The 21023-nt window shown below is 34.9% G+C and carries 13 protein-coding genes; 1 reads left to right on the forward strand and 12 read right to left on the reverse strand.

Annotated features, from left to right (window positions below):
• Nucleotides 1-12: 12 nt before the first annotated feature.
• The 6 genes from LQ622_RS12485 to LQ622_RS12510 all read right to left on the reverse strand — a co-directional run bounded on the left by LQ622_RS12485 (nucleotide 13) and on the right by LQ622_RS12510 (nucleotide 8179).
• Nucleotides 13-1089, reverse strand: coding sequence for a Gfo/Idh/MocA family protein (locus LQ622_RS12485; protein WP_129407440.1), 1077 nt, complete (start codon nucleotides 1087-1089; stop codon nucleotides 13-15).
• Between the two features lie 295 nt (nucleotides 1090-1384).
• Nucleotides 1385-3037, reverse strand: coding sequence for a Na/Pi cotransporter family protein (locus tag LQ622_RS12490; RefSeq protein ID WP_058612102.1), 1653 nt, complete (start codon nucleotides 3035-3037; stop codon nucleotides 1385-1387).
• Nucleotides 3038-3184: 147 nt separating this feature from the next.
• Entirely contained in the window at nucleotides 3185-3553 is a 369-nt protein-coding gene (locus tag LQ622_RS12495; RefSeq protein WP_126477819.1) for a Na-translocating system protein MpsC family protein, read from the reverse strand.
• Nucleotides 3554-3582: 29 nt separating this feature from the next.
• Nucleotides 3583-4065 (reverse strand): carbonic anhydrase, encoded by a 483-nt coding sequence (locus tag LQ622_RS12500; RefSeq protein WP_107590451.1) that lies wholly within the window; start codon nucleotides 4063-4065, stop codon nucleotides 3583-3585.
• A 51-nt stretch (nucleotides 4066-4116) separates the two neighbouring features.
• Complete coding sequence (locus tag LQ622_RS12505) at nucleotides 4117-6666, reverse strand: DUF2309 domain-containing protein (RefSeq protein ID WP_239775324.1); 2550 nt, start codon at nucleotides 6664-6666, stop codon at nucleotides 4117-4119.
• On the reverse strand, nucleotides 6650-8179 hold the full coding sequence (locus LQ622_RS12510) for an NADH dehydrogenase subunit 5 (protein WP_126477816.1): 1530 nt from the start codon (nucleotides 8177-8179) through the stop codon (nucleotides 6650-6652). Before LQ622_RS12510 ends, LQ622_RS12505 begins: the two co-directional genes overlap by 17 nt.
• Nucleotides 8180-8566: 387 nt before the next feature.
• Between LQ622_RS12510 and mbcS the strand changes: the two genes are divergently transcribed.
• Entirely contained in the window at nucleotides 8567-10153 is a 1587-nt protein-coding gene (mbcS, locus tag LQ622_RS12515; RefSeq protein ID WP_126477815.1) for an acyl-CoA synthetase MbcS, read from the forward strand.
• A gap of 537 nt (nucleotides 10154-10690) precedes the next feature.
• Here mbcS and LQ622_RS12520 read toward each other — a convergent pair.
• The 6 genes from LQ622_RS12520 to mqo all read right to left on the reverse strand — a co-directional run bounded on the left by LQ622_RS12520 (nucleotide 10691) and on the right by mqo (nucleotide 20974).
• Entirely contained in the window at nucleotides 10691-11878 is a 1188-nt protein-coding gene (locus tag LQ622_RS12520) for a thiolase family protein (RefSeq protein ID WP_107576754.1), read from the reverse strand.
• 31 nt (nucleotides 11879-11909) lie between these two features.
• Nucleotides 11910-14168 (reverse strand): 3-hydroxyacyl-CoA dehydrogenase/crotonase FadB, encoded by a 2259-nt coding sequence (fadB, locus tag LQ622_RS12525; protein WP_239775327.1) that lies wholly within the window; start codon nucleotides 14166-14168, stop codon nucleotides 11910-11912.
• 54 nt (nucleotides 14169-14222) lie between these two features.
• On the reverse strand, nucleotides 14223-15428 hold the full coding sequence (gene fadE / locus LQ622_RS12530) for an acyl-CoA dehydrogenase FadE (RefSeq protein WP_037589231.1): 1206 nt from the start codon (nucleotides 15426-15428) through the stop codon (nucleotides 14223-14225).
• A gap of 80 nt (nucleotides 15429-15508) precedes the next feature.
• The gene (gene fadD, locus LQ622_RS12535) at nucleotides 15509-17008 is read right to left on the reverse strand and encodes a long-chain-fatty-acid--CoA ligase FadD (protein WP_037589230.1); all 1500 of its coding nucleotides are present in this window, start codon (nucleotides 17006-17008) and stop codon (nucleotides 15509-15511) included.
• A gap of 14 nt (nucleotides 17009-17022) precedes the next feature.
• Nucleotides 17023-18600: a fatty acid degradation protein FadX gene (fadX, locus tag LQ622_RS12540; protein WP_204259079.1), complete on the reverse strand. Its 1578-nt coding sequence runs from the start codon at nucleotides 18598-18600 to the stop codon at nucleotides 17023-17025.
• 889 nt (nucleotides 18601-19489) lie between these two features.
• Nucleotides 19490-20974 carry a malate dehydrogenase (quinone) gene (gene mqo, locus LQ622_RS12545; protein ID WP_025907630.1) on the reverse strand — a complete coding sequence of 495 codons (1485 nt, stop codon included), beginning with the start codon at nucleotides 20972-20974 and terminating at the stop codon, nucleotides 19490-19492.
• Between the last annotated feature and the right edge of the window lie 49 nt (nucleotides 20975-21023).

The raw sequence follows: 21023 nt of genomic DNA on the forward strand, positions 1-21023 counted from the left end.
TAAAACCCCTTCTTAGTCAAAATATACTGCTTTACCAGTCTTAGCTGATTCATAAAGTGCTTCTAATATTTGTGTAATCACAATTGCTTGTTCTGGTTTCACAACAGGCTCTGTATCATTAAGAATACTGTCAATCCAACTACGTGCCTCTACTTCAGCTTCGTCTACTTTTTCACCTTCATAAAAGTCAACGCCTTTATTTTCAAGTTCTACTTGCGTTGTATATAAAGAACCAAAGTCTTCTCCGTGGATTCTTAAGCCATCTTTCATATCGGCACCGCCTTCAGTACCAGATAATGAACATTTTGCTTCATCTACTTCTAAAGAGTTTAACGCCCAACTTGATTCAAGCATGATTGTCGCACCATTTTTCATCTTAATAAAACCGAAAGCTGAGTCCTCTACTTTGAACTTTTCAGGATCCCATGGTCCCCATGCATTAGCTGCATTTTCTTTCTTACCTAACTTATGGAAAGTTGAACCCATTACTGATTCTGGTTCGTAATTATCCATCATCCATAACGTTAAATCGAGTGCATGTGTCCCAATATCAATTAAAGGACCTCCACCTTGTTGTTCTTCATCTAAGAAGACACCCCAAGTCGGCACTGCTCTACGACGAATAGCATGTGCTTTTCCGAAATAAATATCCCCTAAATCACCACGCTCTGTTGCTTTATGTAAATATTGACTGTCAGGTCTAAATCTATTTTGATAACCAATCGTAAGTTTCTTGCCATTACGTTTAGCCGCTTCAATCATTTCTTGTGCTTCTTCTGTCGTCTTAGCCATAGGTTTTTCACACATAACATGTTTACCTGCATCTAATGACGCAACCGTTAATTCCTTATGAGAACTGTTCGGTGTACATACATGAATGACATCAATAGCATCATCCTTTAAAAGTGATTGGTAATCTTCGTAAACTTTCGCATTCTCCGTACCGTATTCCTTAGCTGCTGCTTGTGCTTTATCAATATCAATATCACAAAAAGCAACAATGTTCACTTCGCTTATTTTTTGTAAACTCGGTAAATGCTTACCATTCGCAATACCACCACAACCAATAATTCCTACATTCAAACTCATATGTACAACCCCTTTTATGTATTTATGCGACAGTTAATAATATTAAGCAATCGCTTACATTTTTGTTTATATAACTATGTTAAAATAAAAAACAATAAACACCAACGAATAACACTTGTAAAGACACTTATATTTTACATCTGAATATATTTTCATAAGTTAAAAATATTTTCAGTATGATAAATAGAAAAACAACTGAATTATATGAAATAAATGACCACAAACAAAATCGCATATTATAAAAATACCACCTCATTTCTACCTGATTAAATCAGCGAAATGAGGTGGTACTTATTTATATTTTCACTTCAGTTGTTTGTGTGTATGAATGTTCTCCGAGGTTAATCATAGATTCTGATATATTTCGTGAGTGGTAACCAATTCTTTCAAGGATTGATATCATGTCGATATATACAAGGCTACCTTCTGGTGAACATTCTCCAGAGCTTAATCTCTTGATATGTTTTTTACGTAAGTCATGCTCTAGTACATATGAATCTTGGCTTCGTTTCACAACTTCGTCTTTTTTCAAATTGTCATAAACATCAAATACTTCAAACGTTTTTTCATATGAAATTTTTACGTGATCATATAATCGTTCGATGCTTTCTTCTGCTTTTGATGAAATTTGAATATCCGCTGATTGTTTCTTCTGCAATTCTTCTAAGTATGATTCTGTTAATGTAGATACTTTCAATATTGTTCTATTAACATCATATAAAACAGATAGCCTTTCAGCATCTTTAGCTGATAGTTTCTTCTCAGATAATTTATTTAAATATTGACGTACATTATCATACATATTATCTACTGCAAGGTGCTTATCTTTATGCTTTTTAATTGCTTTTTCATCAATATTTTCAACATTATTCAACATTGAAACAGTCATTTTACCGATATTTTGAATTTCATCTTGAGCCTCTTGAAGCGCGATACTAGGCGCTCGATTAATTAAATTATTATCAAGATATTTCGGTTTATATTTTTCATTTACATCTTCACCTGGAATGATTTTCGTTACAATCCAAGCTAATGCGAAGATGAATGGTAGTTGTATAAGTGTATTTGTTACATTGAATGTGCCGTGTGCAAATGCTATAACCATTTTTGGATTTAAATTCATAGCGTGTTGAATCCATTCCATCGTCATTTCGTAGAATGGTAATATTAATAGAAATACTGCTGCACCTATAACATTAAACATAACATGCGCCATCGCAACACGCTTAGCGGCGATAGAGCCTGCTAAACTTGCTAATACAGCTGTAATCGTCGTTCCAATATTATCACCTAATAAGATAGGTAATGCACCATGCAATGATACTAAATCATTGGCATAGAAACCTTGTAAAATACCAATCGTTGCACTTGAACTTTGAACGATTAACGTCACAAATGTACCTGCAAGTACACCTAATATCGGAGTAGAAGACATATCTAACATAATTTGTTTAAAGCCTTCTAAATTAGCAAGTGGTTTCACCGCGCCACTCATTAATTCTAGACCATAGAATAGCGATCCAAATCCGAAGAAAATCATACCAATATTTTTAACTTTTCTTTTTTGAATGAAGAAAATTAAAAACGCACCTAATGCTAGTATTGGTAAAGCATATTCACCAATGTTAATCCCAATAATAAACGCTGTGACCGTCGTACCGATATTGGCACCCATAACAACGCCTATTGCTTGTCGCATCGTCATAAATCCAGCACTTACGAGTCCGATTGTGATAACTGTTGTTCCTGAACTACTTTGTATTAAAATTGTCACGATCATACCTGCAAGTACACCCATAATAGGATTACTTGTAAATCTATTTAATATACCTCTTAATCTGTCGCCTGCTGCTGCTTGTAAGCCATCGCCCATTTGTTTAATCCCGTATAGGAAGATACCTAAACCACCGATGAATGTAAAAATCATTTGTAATGCCGAGAGTTCCATAACACACCTCTTTAAAGTTATTGTAACCATTGTGAATAATAAACTATAATTGTTAAGCTAATGTAAATTTTTAATTAACTTTTATTAAAATTATGATTATCTTTCTATTTTTTATTTTTAAAGGGTTTTCATATCGATTTCTGGCAATTATTTATTAAAAAGTTCTTCAATATTATGATGCATTTTAAAAATCATCATACGTTCACCAGTTCTTGAACTTAAATCTGTATGGAAACTTTTGACGTCTTGTTGGGTAATATCAAATATCATTTGGTATAAATGATCCATGTCTGATTCTACTAATTTTGAACGTGTACGTTTTATACTCAATAAACCTTCTTGTGTTTCACATACGCTATATTCTGCAGGTGTAAGGACACCTTGTAAATCAACAATAATCATATCTCTTAAAATATCTGTCTTAACAGATAGAGAGCCTCTACCTAGATATTCTTTTTCCCATTGCGTAATGGCTTTACTAATTTTTGATTCACATGCTCCTTTAGTCATTTCCATATTTGTCTCTCCTTAATGCTAATTTTGCTTTATGTTAAATGTTCAGCAATTGTTTCAATATTGTTTTGATTGATGGTCATACCGTTTATTGTAATACCAGATGGTATAAGTGGATGATTAGACACTTGATGAATGCTTTGTTTAATACTTTGATGAATATCACTTTCACCATTTAACCATTCATGAATATTGTCACTACTAAACTCAGGCTTACAATTTTCAAATAAGTAATCAAGTGTTTTAATTTTTTCTGTATGACTTTTGACACTTTCAGGTAATGCGATTACTTGTTTATCATCTGACTTTCTAATGATATATACATGCTCTATATCATATTCGTAAATCGCGATAATAATAGATCGCATCACATCACCATATGCATGCGCAATTTCTGCCTGAAAGCTTTGTATCGACATGACATGATTTGGGTTGAAATTTAAAGATTCAACAAGTTGGCTTTCTAGATGTGTATTTAAATCAGATAGTATGAGTATATTTTTTTCATCATTCATATTATACATCCTCTCGAGTCTTGGACATAAATTGTTGTCCTGCTCATTTATTTACCATTTATGCCATTCACCATTTTCATCTATACTTGATAGCAATAACCAATCATTTTTTACTTTTGTGTTAAGCGCAGTATTTTCATTGAGCAATTTACGAATGTAATCATTCGGCGCTTGTATCACAACTAATAATCGAATCGGTGCATGATAATATTCCCCATCAGCTTTCATAACTGATTGCCAAGGTAAACCTGTCAGTAAATCACTACCGTTTCCTTGCATAACACCTATGCCGCTCGTCACCGTCTGGGTGATTTTATTGCCGCTTCCGTAATAGTAAGGTGCTACTGTTGAAGCATAATATTGTAAGTTAATCCATTGAGCAACTGTCGCCGGCCCACTTAAAATCGTATTTAAAATTTCACCGTCATGATCTTTCGTCCAGTCATAATTATGCAAGAATGCGCGACCATTTAATTGAGATTGCTCTGTTAATGTTCTCTTACCAATAACAAATGTTGCATTTCTAGCTAATCCCCATTCTGGTCGAATTTCACTCCAGTCACTTGCCAATTGTTCTGCTTTAGTTGTCGATTGTTCGTTTGAATGTTCCATACCTGGAATCTCTTCAAGTCTTAAACGATTTGCTTGATGTCCAGCTTTAGGCAAAGCTGATTTTAATTTTTCTAAAGCACGCTCAGCTTGATTTGAAAGTTGTGGCACATATAGCCATTCTAATTGATCAGTTGTCGTGCTATGTTGAGCTGCAACAAATACGGTTTCTTCAGGAATTATAATGTGATTGCTTTTGAGACCTTCTCTAACTTCAGGCAAATTACATAAAGTCGCTAATACTTTCGCATTGAAACCACTCGCTGAACCACCACACGCGCCACAATCTAATGAAGCTGCATAAGGGTTGTTTGCACTATGACTACCGTGTCCGCATATGACCACTAACGGCGCAAAATCTTCCGTTAAATCCATTAATTTCAATGCTTCTCGTGCGTAAGTAAGCTGTTCTTGTTTCGTAAACCCAATAGGTAAATCACCAAACCGATTGGGCGCATAATCTATAGAAAGTTTCGTATCCGGTTTATTCATAAGATTTTTATTAAATCGATTGACCAAATCTCCCGTACGTTTAGGCATAAAGCTTCTCGCAATCGTTTGTACACTTAGCCATGAGCCTGTTAATTCTGGAAGTAATAGACTTGGTAATACATTTTGTTTCATTTTTTTAAATGTATAAAATATTGACGAAACACTTTTTTTCTTTTCAACGTAATGATTGGATTGATGTGCATCTTCGTATTCATAAATCTTATGTTGCGGTTTATTCATTACTGGTAAAGCATTATGTGTATGTTGATGTCCGAGTTCACACTTTTCAATTGGTAGTCCAAAGAATCCTGCAATACCAATTGTTTCGAAAGGACCTTCCATTTCTAATTGTCTTCTAAAAGGTTCCGAACGCGTATCTATACAAAAAGCGAGCTGTGCCTCGACAGGTGCTTTATCATCTTCATGATGGATATGAGATTGAATTTCACTTTGTAGTTGTGACGCATACGTATCTTCCCAAGCTTCTAGCAATAATTTATGTTGTGTAATACGATCAAATTGATGTGCAAATGCTATATAATCTTCTCGTTCACCTTGAGATAATGCGAACCAATTTTCCAACGTTAAAATGCCACTTTCAAACCAAGATCGCACTTGAGAAATGTCATAGTCAGTATGTTGTTGTTCTTGAGCATGCTCACTCATCAACGTCCATTCCAAAGCTAATCTTATGGCTAAAAAATCCGTCAGCAAGTTTAAACGTTCGTCTTTCCAAAGCATCATACCTGCCCATCCTGGTAAAGCCAACAAGTGTATTTCAAGATATGATTGTACTTGTGCTTCTGATATACCAAGTTTGTCTAAACAGCTTTCTATTGTTTCAATAGATGTTGATGGTAGCATTTTTATTTTATGCCTTTCTGCCTTCGATAAAGATGGATCCAAATGAGCTAACCTCTTCCAGTTTTTAAAGAAACCTTTACCATCTTTATGGATTGCCCATCCTGATTGATTATCATCAAGATATAATTTACTCCACTTAATCACTTGTGCATTCAAATTATCTAAATACGCCTGTCCAGAATATTGTTCAATACGTGTACTTAAAATAATGTCATCATCTTGTTGATTATTTAGTGCAACATTTTCTAATGACGTTCTTAATTGTTGTTGCTCTTTTTCTGTAAGATTTACTTTGTGAGTTCTATTAAACAAGATGCTTTCAGCGTATTCTCTTAACATCACTTTGTTTAATGGCGTATTATCGTTCGATAGCCATGCCGATAATCGTTCTTCTATATATTCCTGTTTAATTTCTCCATTTTCAATTGCAGCAAATAGTAAACTTTTGTTCGGATACAAATCGACATTCTGTACCTTTTGAAACCATCTCGCAACATCTTCAAAAGTACGATCTTCTAAACCCGCCCAAGGATGTCTTGCTGCAAATATATTAATAGGAGAAAGTGGTGTTATGACACGACTCGCCTCTTTAATTGAATATGTAATGTCATTTTGTGATTCAATTGTTTGCGTCATGCTGATAACCTCCTTTAAACGTATGATTTTTCAAATAGCGTGGATGTGTTTCAATATTTTGCACTTTCGATTCACCTAAATGTACAATCCATAAATATATAATCGTGACGATTTTAGATGAATGATTTCTTGCAACCCACAAGTTCAGTGCACTTCCTATTAACAGCAATACAATCATGATAATGACTGCAAATATAGGTGTATGATTCACATTTGTTGCGTACTGATGTAACAAATCATGGAATAAATGATGTACACCAAAGTAAGATAAACCAACAATTAACAGTGCTAATAATCCAATGATTCTACCTAATTTACCTTCACCATATGCAACCAGTTGCGTCCATGAAACAGATAATGACCAAGCTAATATAAGCGCACTAATGATTTGGTAACTACTTGTCGGATCCATTAGCCAAAAGATAATACCAATCATAATGGATAATAATCGACCAACAAGAACCCATATATACGACACACTTTCATTCATTCTTGAAGGCATATCAAAAGTTCTTACAGCAGAACCAGAACGTAAAAATAATGTCGCTTTAAATAGTCCATGTAACATCAGATGAACGATAGCTGCTGAATAAACACCTAAAGCACATTGGATAAGCATAAAGCCCATCTGTCCAATCGTTGAACCTACTAACTGTCTTTTGTAATCCACATGTACTAAACTGATGCCAGCTCCCATCAATACTGAAATCGTTGCGATAATGATGAGCAACCCAATTATCCATTCATTTGTAAAAATCGGTGCAAATCTCGTTAAAATTACACCACCAACATTGACAATACCGGCATGCATAATCGCTGAAACAGGTGTTGGAGCCGCTACAGATTCTATTAACCATCTGTGAAATGGCCACTGAGCTGCTGGAATGATGACCGATAACACTAACATCAACTGAATAACCACACCTTGCCATGAATCAAATTGGTCACGATGACCATTACTAAAAATAGTAGACTGTTGCCATTCACCCGTTACATTGTATGTCAGCAAAATCGCGATTACTAAAGCGATCCAACTAACGATAAAGATCATGCTAGTACTTTTCGCTAAACGTTTCGTAATGTGCCATTGTTTGTTTAAACCGATTAAACGCGTTAAACAAAATAACGTTAACCCCCATAATATCGCCATTAATCTTAAATCATTACTTAACCAAGCAACTGAAGCAAACACCGTTAGAAATGTAAATAATGAAAAATATTTACGATACTGTGCATCTCCATCTAAATAACGTACAGAAAATCTTTGAATAATAAGACCTATACTCAAAATAAATAGTGCGAGCAACCATGACAATTTATCTAAATGCCAAAATCCTATATATACATTTCCACTTGTTATACATAAGCCAATTAATGCGATAAGCACTGGTATAAATGCGATTATTAAGTGAACATTAATATATGTCTTTGCCACTTTTGGTGCTAAATATATGATGCTACTTATAAGCGCTAATCCAATTGAAATAAAAAATAATACTAATAAAGCTGTCATGTCGGTTGCTCCTTTTCTGTTAAAAGCAATAAAAAAAGCCGACAATTTAAAACAAACCTCTCGTGTAGATTTGCTTTAATTGTCGGCTTCAATCAAACTAACGCTTACCGTTATTTTAATTGCTTCCTTATTATTTATATGTAATCTTTTTGAAATTTTTAATAGTAAGTCATTGCACCGTTTTTACTTTTTCAATTAACCAATATCGATTAGCCACTTGCTAAAGTTTAGATGCTATGAAATTTTATATACTTTAATAACATATATTTATTTTCAACAAATGTCAATAGTTTGACTATTTAAAATATTCTATAGTTTCATTTATTCGTATTAATGATTATTCACTGTTAGAATAAAACAATATATTAAACAAACGAGGAGATTAACATGAATAGATCAGACTTAATAGCACCAGAAACATACAATATTGTTAATGAAATCGAAAGACATGCAGCAGATGAAACGAAAGAAGCCATTATATTCGAAGATGTCGATGGCAACGTAGAAACGATTACGTACGCTAAACTTATACAAAATTCAAATAAAGTGGGCAACATCTTTAAAGCACAAGGTCTTCAAAAAGGCGACAAAGTACTTATTATGCTGCCACGCTCCATTAAAACATATGAAGTTTACATTGCTGCACTTAAACTTGGCCTTATTATCATCCCAAGTTCAGAAATGTTAAGAACTAAAGACTTACAACATCGCATTACGCATGGAGAAGTCAATGCAGTCGTAGTCATTGATCAATGTACAGGCGAATTTGAAAATATACAAGAATATGATCAACTCACTAAATTTATTGTAGGCTCTAAACAACAAGATTGGATTTCTATCGATGAAGCTATACAAACTGCAAGCTCAGAACTTACAGTAGATGAAACAAAACGTGATGATATCGCAATTTTATCATATACATCTGGTACAACTGGTTTACCAAAAGCTGTTATACATACACATGGATGGGGATTTGCACACATCCAAACAGCGCCAAAACATTGGTTAAGTATTACAGACAAAGATACTGTATGGGCAACTGCAGCACCAGGTTGGCAAAAATGGATTTGGAGTCCATTCCTTTCAATATTAGGATCTGGCGCCATCGCATTTGTTTATAATGGTAAATTTAATGCAGCTAAATATTTGGACTTACTCGAAAAACATCAAATTAACGCATTATGTTGTACACCTACCGAATACCGATTAATGGCTAAACTGCCTAATCTTTCAGACTATACATTGAAACATCTACACAGTGCTGTATCAGCTGGCGAACCATTAAATAAAGAAGTCATCGAACAATTCAATCATAACTTCAACATTAAAGTAAGAGATGGCTATGGCCAAACTGAGAATACATTACTTATCGCATTTTTAAAAGATACAGAAAGCAGACCAGGTGCTATGGGTAAAGCAATACCAGGTAGTTATGTAACCGTGATAGACGAAGATGGTGACCCAATAACTAACGGTGCCACAGGAGACATTGCCGTATCATTAGATTCACCATCATTATTCCAAGGCTATTTTAAAGACGAAGAACGTACCGAAAAATCAAAACGTGGAAACTATTATGTAACTGGAGACCGCGCAAGATTAGACGAAGATGGCTACTTCTGGTTTAAAGGTAGAGAAGATGACATAATCATTAGCTCAGGTTATACAATCGGACCGTTCGAAGTAGAAGATTCACTCACTAAACATCCGAAAGTACAAGAATGCGCAGTCGTCGCTAGCCCAGATGAAATCAGAGGTAATATCGTCAAAGCATTTGTCATCTTACAAAATGATATCGTAGGCGACGAAGCACTCGTCAAAGAATTACAAACTTACGTAAAAAGTGACGTCGCACCATATAAATATCCAAGAGCAATCGAATTTGTATCCGAATTACCAAAAACAAATTCAGGCAAAATACGCCGCGTTGAATTAAGAGAAGCTGAAAAAGAAAAATATAATAAACAATCATAGGAAAAGAAGTAATGATTGGAGGGGCGCGGGACAGAAATCTAATTTGTATAAAAAGATTTCGTAGTCCCGCCCCGGCAAGGATGACTAGAGTTGAAAAACCTTGAAACAAGCGTATTTCAATTCAGTCATCTACCGCCAAGATACTAAAACTGGCTGAGACATACTTTATGTCTCAGCCTCTTTTTTATTTGAGATGAGATTTCGAGAGATGTGTTGGCTTTATTCAGGATTTAAGCCACGACTTGGGCCATCTCTTGGCTTTACTCTGTACTTAAGCCATGACTTGGGCCATCTCTTGGCTTTACTCTGTACTTAAGCCACGACTTGGGCCATCTCTTGGCTTTACTCTGTACTTAAGCCAAGACTTGGGTGATCTCTTGGCTTTACTCTGTACTTAAGCCATGACTTGGGCCATCTCTTGGCTTTACTCAGCCATTAAGCCAAGAATACCCCACCTCTCCCCCAAATCTCTAACACACCCACCCCCTCAAACAAACAAAAAAGCATTCGACCGTATGATCGAATGCTTTACATAAATTATCTTACATATTCAAATATGCCTGCTGCTCCCATTCCGACGCCGATACACATTGTTACCATACCGTATTTGGAGTCTGGGCGTTTACTCATTTCTGACAATAGTTTTCCTGTTAACATAGCACCTGTTGCACCGAGTGGGTGACCGAGTGCTATTGCACCACCGTTAACGTTTGTCTTATTAATATCTAACCCTGCTTCGTTAATAGATGCTACTGTTTGTGATGCGAATGCTTCATTGAGTTCTACTAAGTCGATATCATCTACTGATAAATTCGTTAATTCTAATACTTCTGGTATTGCATAAGCTGGTCCTATGCCCATTAATTTAGGATCTACACCTACCGCTTTAAATCCTACAAATTTAGCAATTGGTTTAACGCCTAATTCTTTTACTTTATCGCCTGACATCAATACAACAAATCCTGCTCCGTCTGTTAGTGGAGCCGATGTTCCTGCTGTAACTGTGCCGTCAGCTTTAAATACTGTTCTTAATTTAGATAATGTTTCTAAATCTGTTTCTGGACGAATGAGTTCATCTTGTTTAAATATTTCTTTCGTTACATTTGGACCGTTCTCATCGTATTTAACTTTATGCACTTCAATTGGTATAATTTCATCTTCAAACTTACCTGATTTTTGTGCTTCTGACGCTCTTTTATGACTTTCAACTGCATAAGCATCTTGTTCTTCTCTTGAAACTTTATATTCTTCAGCAACCATTTCTGCCGTTAGTCCCATTGGATAAGAAACACCTGTATCCGCTTCTTGTAACTCCGGATTATTTGTTGGCTCATTACCACCCATTGGTACGGCACTCATTAATTCAACGCCACCTGCTACAAGCACATCTGCCTGCTCAGACATAATTTCATTTGCTGCTATCGCAATAGTTTGCAAGCCTGAAGAACAATAACGATTAACAGTTTGTCCAGGAACTTCATTTGGTAATCCAGCAAGTAATGCTATTGAACGTGCGATATTTTGACCTTGTAATCCTTCTGGAAAAGAGTTCCCCACGATAACATCTTGAACCATACTACCATCAAATGTACCACCTACACGATTGAGTACACCTTTTAATACTTGAGCTGCAACTTCATCAGGTCTTTCATGAAATAATGCACCACCTGGTTTAGCTTTACCTGCTGCAGAACGTCCGTATGCTACTATATATGCCTCTTGCATTGATATCCATCCTCTCTTATTCAACACTTCATTAGTTACGTAATGGTTTACCTTTTTCTAACATATGCGTAATACGATCATATGTTTTTTCATTTTTGAGTAGAGATAAAAAGCCTTCTCGTTCAAGCTTTTGAATATATCGTTGATTAATATACGTATTACGAGGTAAATCTCCACCTGCAAGTATATGTGCAACTTTTAAAGTAATTTCGTAATCATAATCACTAATGAAGTGACCAATTCTTTGCGCATCTAGTTCAGCTTGTGCTAAAGCTTTAAAATCTCTGCCTAGCGCTGGATATTGAGTTTTAGGTTTAGGAATATAGTTTGCTTCAGATTCATATCTCGCTTTATTTAAAGCAACTTCAACACGTCTTTCTTTGTTGAAAATGATTGTATCGATATCTCTTAAATAACCATATCTCTTAGCTTCGTATGCATTTGTAGATACTTTAGCTAAGCCTACATTCATTAATACTTTCGTAATCGATGCTTGTTTGTCATCATTTTTATGATTTGTTCTAAGCACTCTATCTGCAAACTCTGCTAATCCACCACCTGAAGGTAATAGACCTACACCAGTTTCAACTAGTCCAATGTACGTTTCACTCGCAGCAACGATAAATGGTGAATGTAAGACAACTTCACAACCGCCACCTAAAGCTCTACCGTGAACTGCAGTTACAATAGGTTTAAGTGAATATTTCATTCTACCGAAACTTTCATGTAATTTATCAATTGCTGGACCTACTAATTCATCTACTTTCTGACTTTCATGTGCTTGTTTCATTAAGAACAAGTTTGCACCGACACTGAAATTATTGCCATCTGCATATATAACCATGCTTGTATAATCTTCTTGTTCTAATAAATCAATAGATTCAATTAAGTCGTTCGCAAAGCCGTCAGATATAATATTATTTTTACTTTGAATTTTAAGTAATAATTGATCTTTGTTTGCTACTGATAAATTAGAATCTTCTCTATTCCAAACTTCACGGTCAATAAAAGCTGATGTCGGTGTGACACGCTCTATTGATTCGCCTTCTTTATAGAAGCCACCGCTTTGTTGTTCGATCCATTCAGGTAATTCACCGAGTTCTTGTTTCATTCTATCTTTAACACGGTCAAAGCCCATTAAGTCCCAAAGTTGGAACGGTCCTTTTTTCCAGTTAAATCCCCATACAAGTGCACGGTCTACATCTTTAAAGTCAGATGCAGCTTTAGGAACATTAATCGCTGAATAATAGAAATTATTTCTTAATGTTTCCCATAAGAATTTACCTGCATCATCTTCAGCATTAAAAATGACATCTAAATTGGATTTTAAGTCTTTACTAAATTTAGTAAGAATTTCGAATTTAGGCGGTTCAGGTTGTACGTACGTATCGCTTTCTATATCGTAAACAAGTCTTGTCTTTTTATCTTTTTTATAGAAACCTTGTTTCGTTTTTCTACCTAACGAGCCATTTTTCACAAGTGTATCGGCAACTTTAGTATCTTTGAAATATGGTTGCTCTTCAGGCACTTGTTGAAGTCCTCTCGTAACGGTAACGGCTATATCTAGACCTACTAAGTCAGATAAACCATATGTTCCCGTACTCGGTCTACCAATTGCTCTACCTGTTAAAGCATCTACTTCAATAATTGAAAATCCTTGTTCTTCGCCGCGATACATAATGTCATTCATCGTTTGTGTACCGACTCTGTTCGCTACAAATCCAGGTACGTCATTCGCAACGACAACACCTTTACCAAGTACTTCTTCAGCAAATACTTGTGTTCTTTCAACGATCGCATCTGACGTATTACGATTCGGAATGACCTCTACAAGTTTCATAATGCGAGGTGGATTAAAGAAATGTAATCCTAAAAATCTTTCTTTATCTTGATCGCTAAATGCTTTAGATATTGCTTCAATTGGAATACCTGAAGTATTCGTCGCAAATATCGCACTATCTTTCGCAACTTGTGTAACTTGTTTCCAAACTTGATGTTTAATATCTAATTCTTCTTTAACCGCTTCAATATAAATATCAGCATCATCTTCACCTGTTAAATCATCTTGGAAATTACCGTAAGATAAATTAGATGCAAATTCTAAATCGAATAATAAAGGTCTTTTAGCATCTGTAATCACATCATATGCTTTTTTAGAAATTTTATTCGGGTCTTTTTCATCGATTACTATATCTAATAATTTTACTTTTAAACCTGCATTCACTAATAGTGCAGCAATTTGGCTACCCATTGTACCTGCACCTAGAACGGTCGCTTTACTTATCGTCATAAAAAGTCCTCCAAATTCATATATTCTGAGTGTGTTTCGTCTTGCTCAGTTAGCTTAAATAAATGCTGAATCTCCAGTTAATGCACGTCCAATTAACAGTGCATTGATTTCGTGTGTACCTTCATATGTGTATACTGCTTCTGCATCTGAGAAGAATCTCGCAATATCATATTCCGCTAAAATACCGTTACCACCTGTGATACCTCGACCCATTGCTACAGATTCTCTTAATCTAAGTGAATTCATCATCTTAGCAGTTGAAGTGGCAACTTCGTCATACTCACCATTTTCTTGCATTCTAGCAAGTTGGGCACATATAGACATTGAATGTGCTAAATTTCCTTGCATCATAGCTAATTTTTCTTGGATTAATTGATATTTACTAATTTCTTTACCGAACTGTTTACGTTCTGTTACATAATCAAGCGTTGCGCGTAAAGCACCTGCTAAAGCACCCGTTGCCATATATGCAACTCCTGCACGTGTAGAATAAAGTACTTTCGCAATATCTTTAAAGCCATTTATATTTTGAAGTCTTTGATCTTCTTCAACTTCTACATTGTCTAATTTAATAATTGTATTTGGAATAATTCTTAAAGCGATTTTATTTTCAATCACTTCAATATCTACACCTGCTTGTTCTGGTCTAATAATAAAGCCTTTAGGTTTACCTGTTTCAACATCAACAGCATATACCGGAATAACATCTGCTAAATTCGCGCCGCCTATCCATTTCTTTTCACCATTTAAAATCCATTTATCGCCTTCACGTTTTGCAGTTGTTTCAAGTCCACCTGCAACATCTGATCCGTGTTCTGGTTCTGTTAACGCAAAGCATGTTCTTAATTCATGTGATTGTAATTTAGGGATGTAGTAAGCAATTTGTTCTTTACTACCACCAAATAAGAATGAATTATGTCCCAATCCTTGATGGACACCTAATAATGTCACTAAAGATACATCGAATCGTGCTACAACATAAGACATGAAAAATTGGAATAATTGACTAGGTGTCTTAGCACCTTCACGCCCTTCAAATAATAATGGGTTTTGGAAATAGTTGAGTTTACCCATATCATCGAAGAAGTCTTCTGGCACTGTTGCATTCACCCAATGTTCGTTGATTGTTGGACGATATTTTTCTTCTAATAAATCATCAAGTTGTTTTAAGAACTTGACTTCACCATCTGTTAATTGTTTCGAAATATTCAATACATCCTCTGGAAATAATGCTTTTAATGTTTCTAATTTTGTTGACATATATATGACCTCCAAATGTTATTAAAGCGCTTACATTTACATCTAAAAAAAATTAGTATTCATGTTAGCGTCATCTTTGTTTATTGTTGAAACTTTCTCTTCATCATAGCTTTCACTTCTAACTTATCTGGTTTAGCAGTTGAAGTTAATGGCATTTTCGTTACAGATAGATAATTCTTAGGTACTTTATAACTCGCTAAATTCTCACGCATATAAGCATCTAATTTCTCTACGAAATCTGGGTCTTGTTCATTGAGTAACACAGCAGCCGCTACAGTTTCTCCAAATTTTTCATTTTCATAACCTACGACAACACATTGTGCTACGAGTGGATGACCAGCTAGAACGATTTCAACTTCAGATGGCAAGACGTTCTCTCCACCTGTAATAATCAGTTCTTTCTTTCTATCTACGATAAATATATCGCCATCTTCATCTATACGTGCTAAATCACCTGTTAAGAAGTAGCCATCATGGAAAGATTTATCCGTTTCTTCTTGTTTTTGCCAATAACCTGGTGTAACTTGTTTACCTTTAATCGCTAATTCACCAATTTCACCTACAGGTACGTCATTGAAATCTTCATCAAATAATCTTGATTCTACGTACATAACAGGCTTCCCTATACTCATTGGCTTTTTAAGTGAATTAGTAGGTGTATTTATCATCGCTAATGGTGCTTCTGTTAAGCCATAACCATTAATAATATTTAACCCCATGCTTGCAAATTTTTTCTGAACACCAGGTAACGGTGCTGAACCACCTTGAATAAGAAAATCAATATTGTCAAAATTCTTCACATCAAAGTTAGGTGCTACTAACATGGCGTAATACATTGTTGGAATAAGCGATAAGTAATTCGGTTTATATTTAGCCATTAAATCATTGAGTTGTTCACCTTCGAAGTAACGATGTAATACGAGTGAGCCACCTGCCATCAACAATGGAATGACTAAATCATTAAATCCAAATACATGGAACATTGGTAACGAAATAATAGATGAAAATCCTGAATTCACTTTATAAGTGAGTATCGTATTAATCGCATTCGATGTGAATGAGTCATAAGTGAACATGACACCCTTTGGTAATCCTGTTGTACCACTTGTGTACATTAATGCCGCTAAATCATCACGACCTACATCTACTGTCTTGAATGGTTTATGATTTTTAGGATTTACAAGTTCATCATATTCAGGTGAATCGATATCCATGTGTAAATAGTCATCTGCAATCCCTTGTAAACTACTTAAATGACGATTTGCATAGAATATAAACTTCACACCTGAATCTTCAATAACACTTTCAATTTCGTTCGGTTTGAGTCTCCAGTTCATTGGAAAGTATACTGCGCCAATCTTAAATGAAGCGAATAGTAAGTCAATCACCGCTACATCATTTGGTGCAAATATCCCAACGACATCTCCCTTTTTAATACCTTGTTCTTCAAGATGGTTGGCTAAGTTCTCAGCACGAATATTTAAATCTTGATAAGTCCATTCTGTTCCTTTTAGTGGATCGGTAACTGCCGCCTTTTCTTCGTCATATTGCGCTCTCGTTTTAATCCAATCGTAATTCATATTAAACTACCCCCTTAATAGTTTGAACCATTGTCTTTAATACATTGTTGCAATCCTCCCCAATTTTCTTGATAAATTTGCTGATCCGTTACTTTAAGTTCTTCAGCAATTATCGGTTGAAATGCTATATTGGATAGAATATCTTTCTCTAAATCTAATCCAGCTGCAATTTCAATTAATTTGACACCTTCATCGGTTAATTGGAATACAGCGCGTTCCGTTACATAATAGACCTCTTGATTTAACGACTTAGCATATGATGCATTGAAGTCCATATTATGCACTTGTTCAACAAATTTCTGAGCATGACCTTCTTTTTCAACAACTAAACCTTTATCATTCCAAGTAGTCTTACTTCCTACTACCATTGTTCCTGAGAAAATAATTTTTTGGACCGTTTGACTAATATCTATGAATCCCCCACAACCATTCATTCTATCGCCATATTTTGAAACATTGACATTACCAAACTGATCCACTTCAGCAAAGCTTAAATAAGCTACATCTATGCCTCCGCTATAAATAAAGTCCCATGTCATTTCATGTCGCATCTTCGCATCTAAATTGTAATTTAATCCGAAGTTTTGACCACTTCCTATCATTCCACCAAATACACCTGTATCTATATTCAGTTGAACTAAATCTTCAGCTTTTTCCTCAACCAATAAATTCGATAATTCATTGTTAATACCAAACCCTATACTCACAACATTACCTACATTTAAAAATTGGGCAGCTCGTCGTAAAATCACTTTACGTGTACTCAATTCATTAACTGGTTCAGGCATACTAAGCACTTTATATTCACCCGAAATAGCTGGGTCATAATAATTTTGAATGGTCTGTCTATGATGTTTTGGGTCATCATTTACACATACATAATCCACAAGCTCTCCAGGAATAAAGACTTCTGTCGGTTTAAAGCTACCATGTTGTACAATTTCTTTAACTTGTACAATAACTTTTCCACCATTTTGATGCGCCGCTAAAGCAGCACCATAGCCTTCTCCCAAATGTGCTTCATGATGCATATAAATGTTCCCCTCGCTATCAGCGTATGTACCACGAAGCAATGCAATATCAACTTTAGGAAATTTATATTGTAAATATTCCTCATTATTAATTTCTAATAAAGAAACGATATCTTCCTTAGTCACATCATTGACTTTTCCGCCATCAAATCTAGGATCCACGGAAGTGTGTAAACCTATTTTAGAAATCATATCTGGAAATTTGGCTAACGAATTACGATAATGTGTAGCTAACAATCCTTGCGGTACAAAATATGCTTCTACATCATTATTCTTTATCGCTTCTATCGTTTTAGGTGAACCAATGATAATACTCATAATGAGCCTTTTAACCATACCTCTACTCACAAATGAATCTAAATCATAACCATCACCACGATAATCACTAATATCATTCGCAACCATAAAAGTTAAATCATTAAGATTTCCATAATCATCATGAGCTTTAACCAAATGCTTTAAGACACTCACAGGTAAATTACTCACTGATAAAGCTGCCAGTGAAATAACATCTCCACTTTTGACAATGTCTTTCAAATCTTCGAACGAAATAATTTGCATACGATTATCCCCTATCTTTCATAATTACAATCATTCCATAAAAGACCTCCCCAATAAAATGTAAGCCCTTACATTAGTAAATATAACATAGTGTAAATATGAAAGAAAAGTAAAAAGGTATACGACAATATCTTTTTAATTACAAATTCGCAATAATTGCAACTAACACTTAGTACCTCCTCACATACCGTAGTTATAATATTTTTCAAAATAATTATCTGTCGTTTAGAACCTTATTATCTACTGTTACTTATTACATCTATAAAAATATAAGTTATATAAATAAAATATTAAGACTATTAAATTACTCATGCATCGTATATATACAATCATTGAAATACCAATCACCAAGCGAAAAAATCACATCTCACACTAAAATAATTTGAAATTTTATTGTTTGATAAATGAAATAATAATACACAAGCAAATAATTAGAAGGAATAGTTGGAGTGGACAATTCTAAAAGTAGGATTTCTTAAAAATTGAACGATTCATTTATACGCGCACGATATCTCTTCGTCTTCGTGCGTTATGCCCTGATTTCGTACCTCAGCGCACGATATCTCTTAGTCTTCGTGCGTTATGCCCTGATTTTATACCTCAGCGCACGATATCTCTCAGTCTTCGTGCGTTATGCCCTGATTTTATACTTCAGCGCACGATATCTCTCAGTCTTCGTGCGTTATGCCCTGATTTTATACCTCAGCGCACGATATTTCTCAGTCTTCGTGCGTTATGCCCTGATTTCGTACCTCAGCGCACGATATTTCTTAGTCTTCGTGCGTTACACCCTGATTTTATACCTCAGCGCACGATATTTCTCAGTCTTCGTGCGTTTAAACATAAAAAAGCCATTCCGACTTAACGGAATGGCTTCTGTTGTTCAACATTATTTGTTTAATTCTAAAGCTTCTGCTGTTTGTTTACGAGTTTTCTTCAATAAAGCAGTATCTTCGATTAAAGATTCACCATATGAAGGGATGATTTCTTTAATTTTAGATTCCCATTTATCCATATATTGAGGGAAGTTCTTCTCGATTACTTCTAAAGCTACAGATACTGATGTTGATGCTCCTGGTGATTCACCTAATAAAGCAATTACAGTATGGTCTTCTGAATTTACAACTTCTGTACCGAATTGAATAAATCCACGGCCATGTTCTTCTGTATCTTTAATAACTTGTACACGTTTACCAGCGATATGAATATCCCAATCTTCGTCTTTTGCATCTGGTACAAATCGACGCAATTCTTTCATACGATCTTCTTTACGTTGTAATACTTGTTGAATTGAATATTTTACAAGTGATAAGTTTTTAACACCTGAAGATAACATTGTCACAACATTACTTGTATTAATAGATTTAAATAAATCTAAGTTAGATCCGTTTTTCAAGAATTTTGGACCGATTGCTGCGAATGGACCAAATAGTAAACTTTCTTTTCCTTGAATATAACGTCTGTCTAAGTGAGGTACAGTCATTGGTGGTGTGCCAGGTGGCTCTTTACCATAAACTTTGGCATTATGTTCACTTACAACTTTAGGGTTGTTACATACTAAGAATGCACCACTAATTGGGAATCCTCCAAGATGTCTACTTTCAGGAATTTTTGTTTTTTGTAGTAATGGAATGGCATGTCCACCTGCACCGATAAAGATATAATCAGCAACATGCGTTTCTACTTTACCAGTTTCTAAGTTACGAACTTTAACTTCCCATTTACTATTAGAAAGTTGTTTAAAGTCTACTACTTCATGACGGAAATGAACTTGTGCATTTTCGTGTTTTTCGATATTTTTAACTAATTTACGTGTTAATTCACCGAAGTTAACATCTGTACCTTCGTCAATTTTACTTGCTGCAAGGGGTTCGTTTGAATTACGACCTTTCATCATTAAAGGCATCCACTCAGCTAATACTTTATGATCTTCTGTATAAGTTAAGCCTTCAAACATTGGTAGAGATTTTAATGCATCATAACGACGTTTTAAGAAATCTACATTTCGAATACCCATTACGAAACTAATGTGAGGTAATGGTCTAATGAATTCTTGTGGATTCTCGATAGCTTTACTCTTAACTAAGTATGACCAAAATTGCTTAGAAATTTCGAATTGCTCGTTAATTTCTTTCGCTCTTTCAACATCAATTGAACCGTCCTCTTGCTCAACTGTGTAGTTTAATTCGCATAGCGCAGCATGACCTGTACCAGCATTATTTTTTTCATTTGAACTTTCAATAGCTGGTTGTTCTAATCTTTCGAATAACTTAATATTCCAATCTGGTTCAATATTTTTCAAAAAAGAACCAAATGTCGTACTTAAAATACCAGCACCAATGAGAATAACGTCTTTTGGTTGGTTATTATCCATTTTGATCACCTTTCTAAAATTTAAGATGTATTATATTCATGAATTGGGT

Origin of the sequence: Mammaliicoccus sp. N-M50, from assembly GCF_022386995.1 — a bacterium.
GTDB classification, from domain to species: domain Bacteria; phylum Bacillota; class Bacilli; order Staphylococcales; family Staphylococcaceae; genus Mammaliicoccus; species Mammaliicoccus sciuri_A.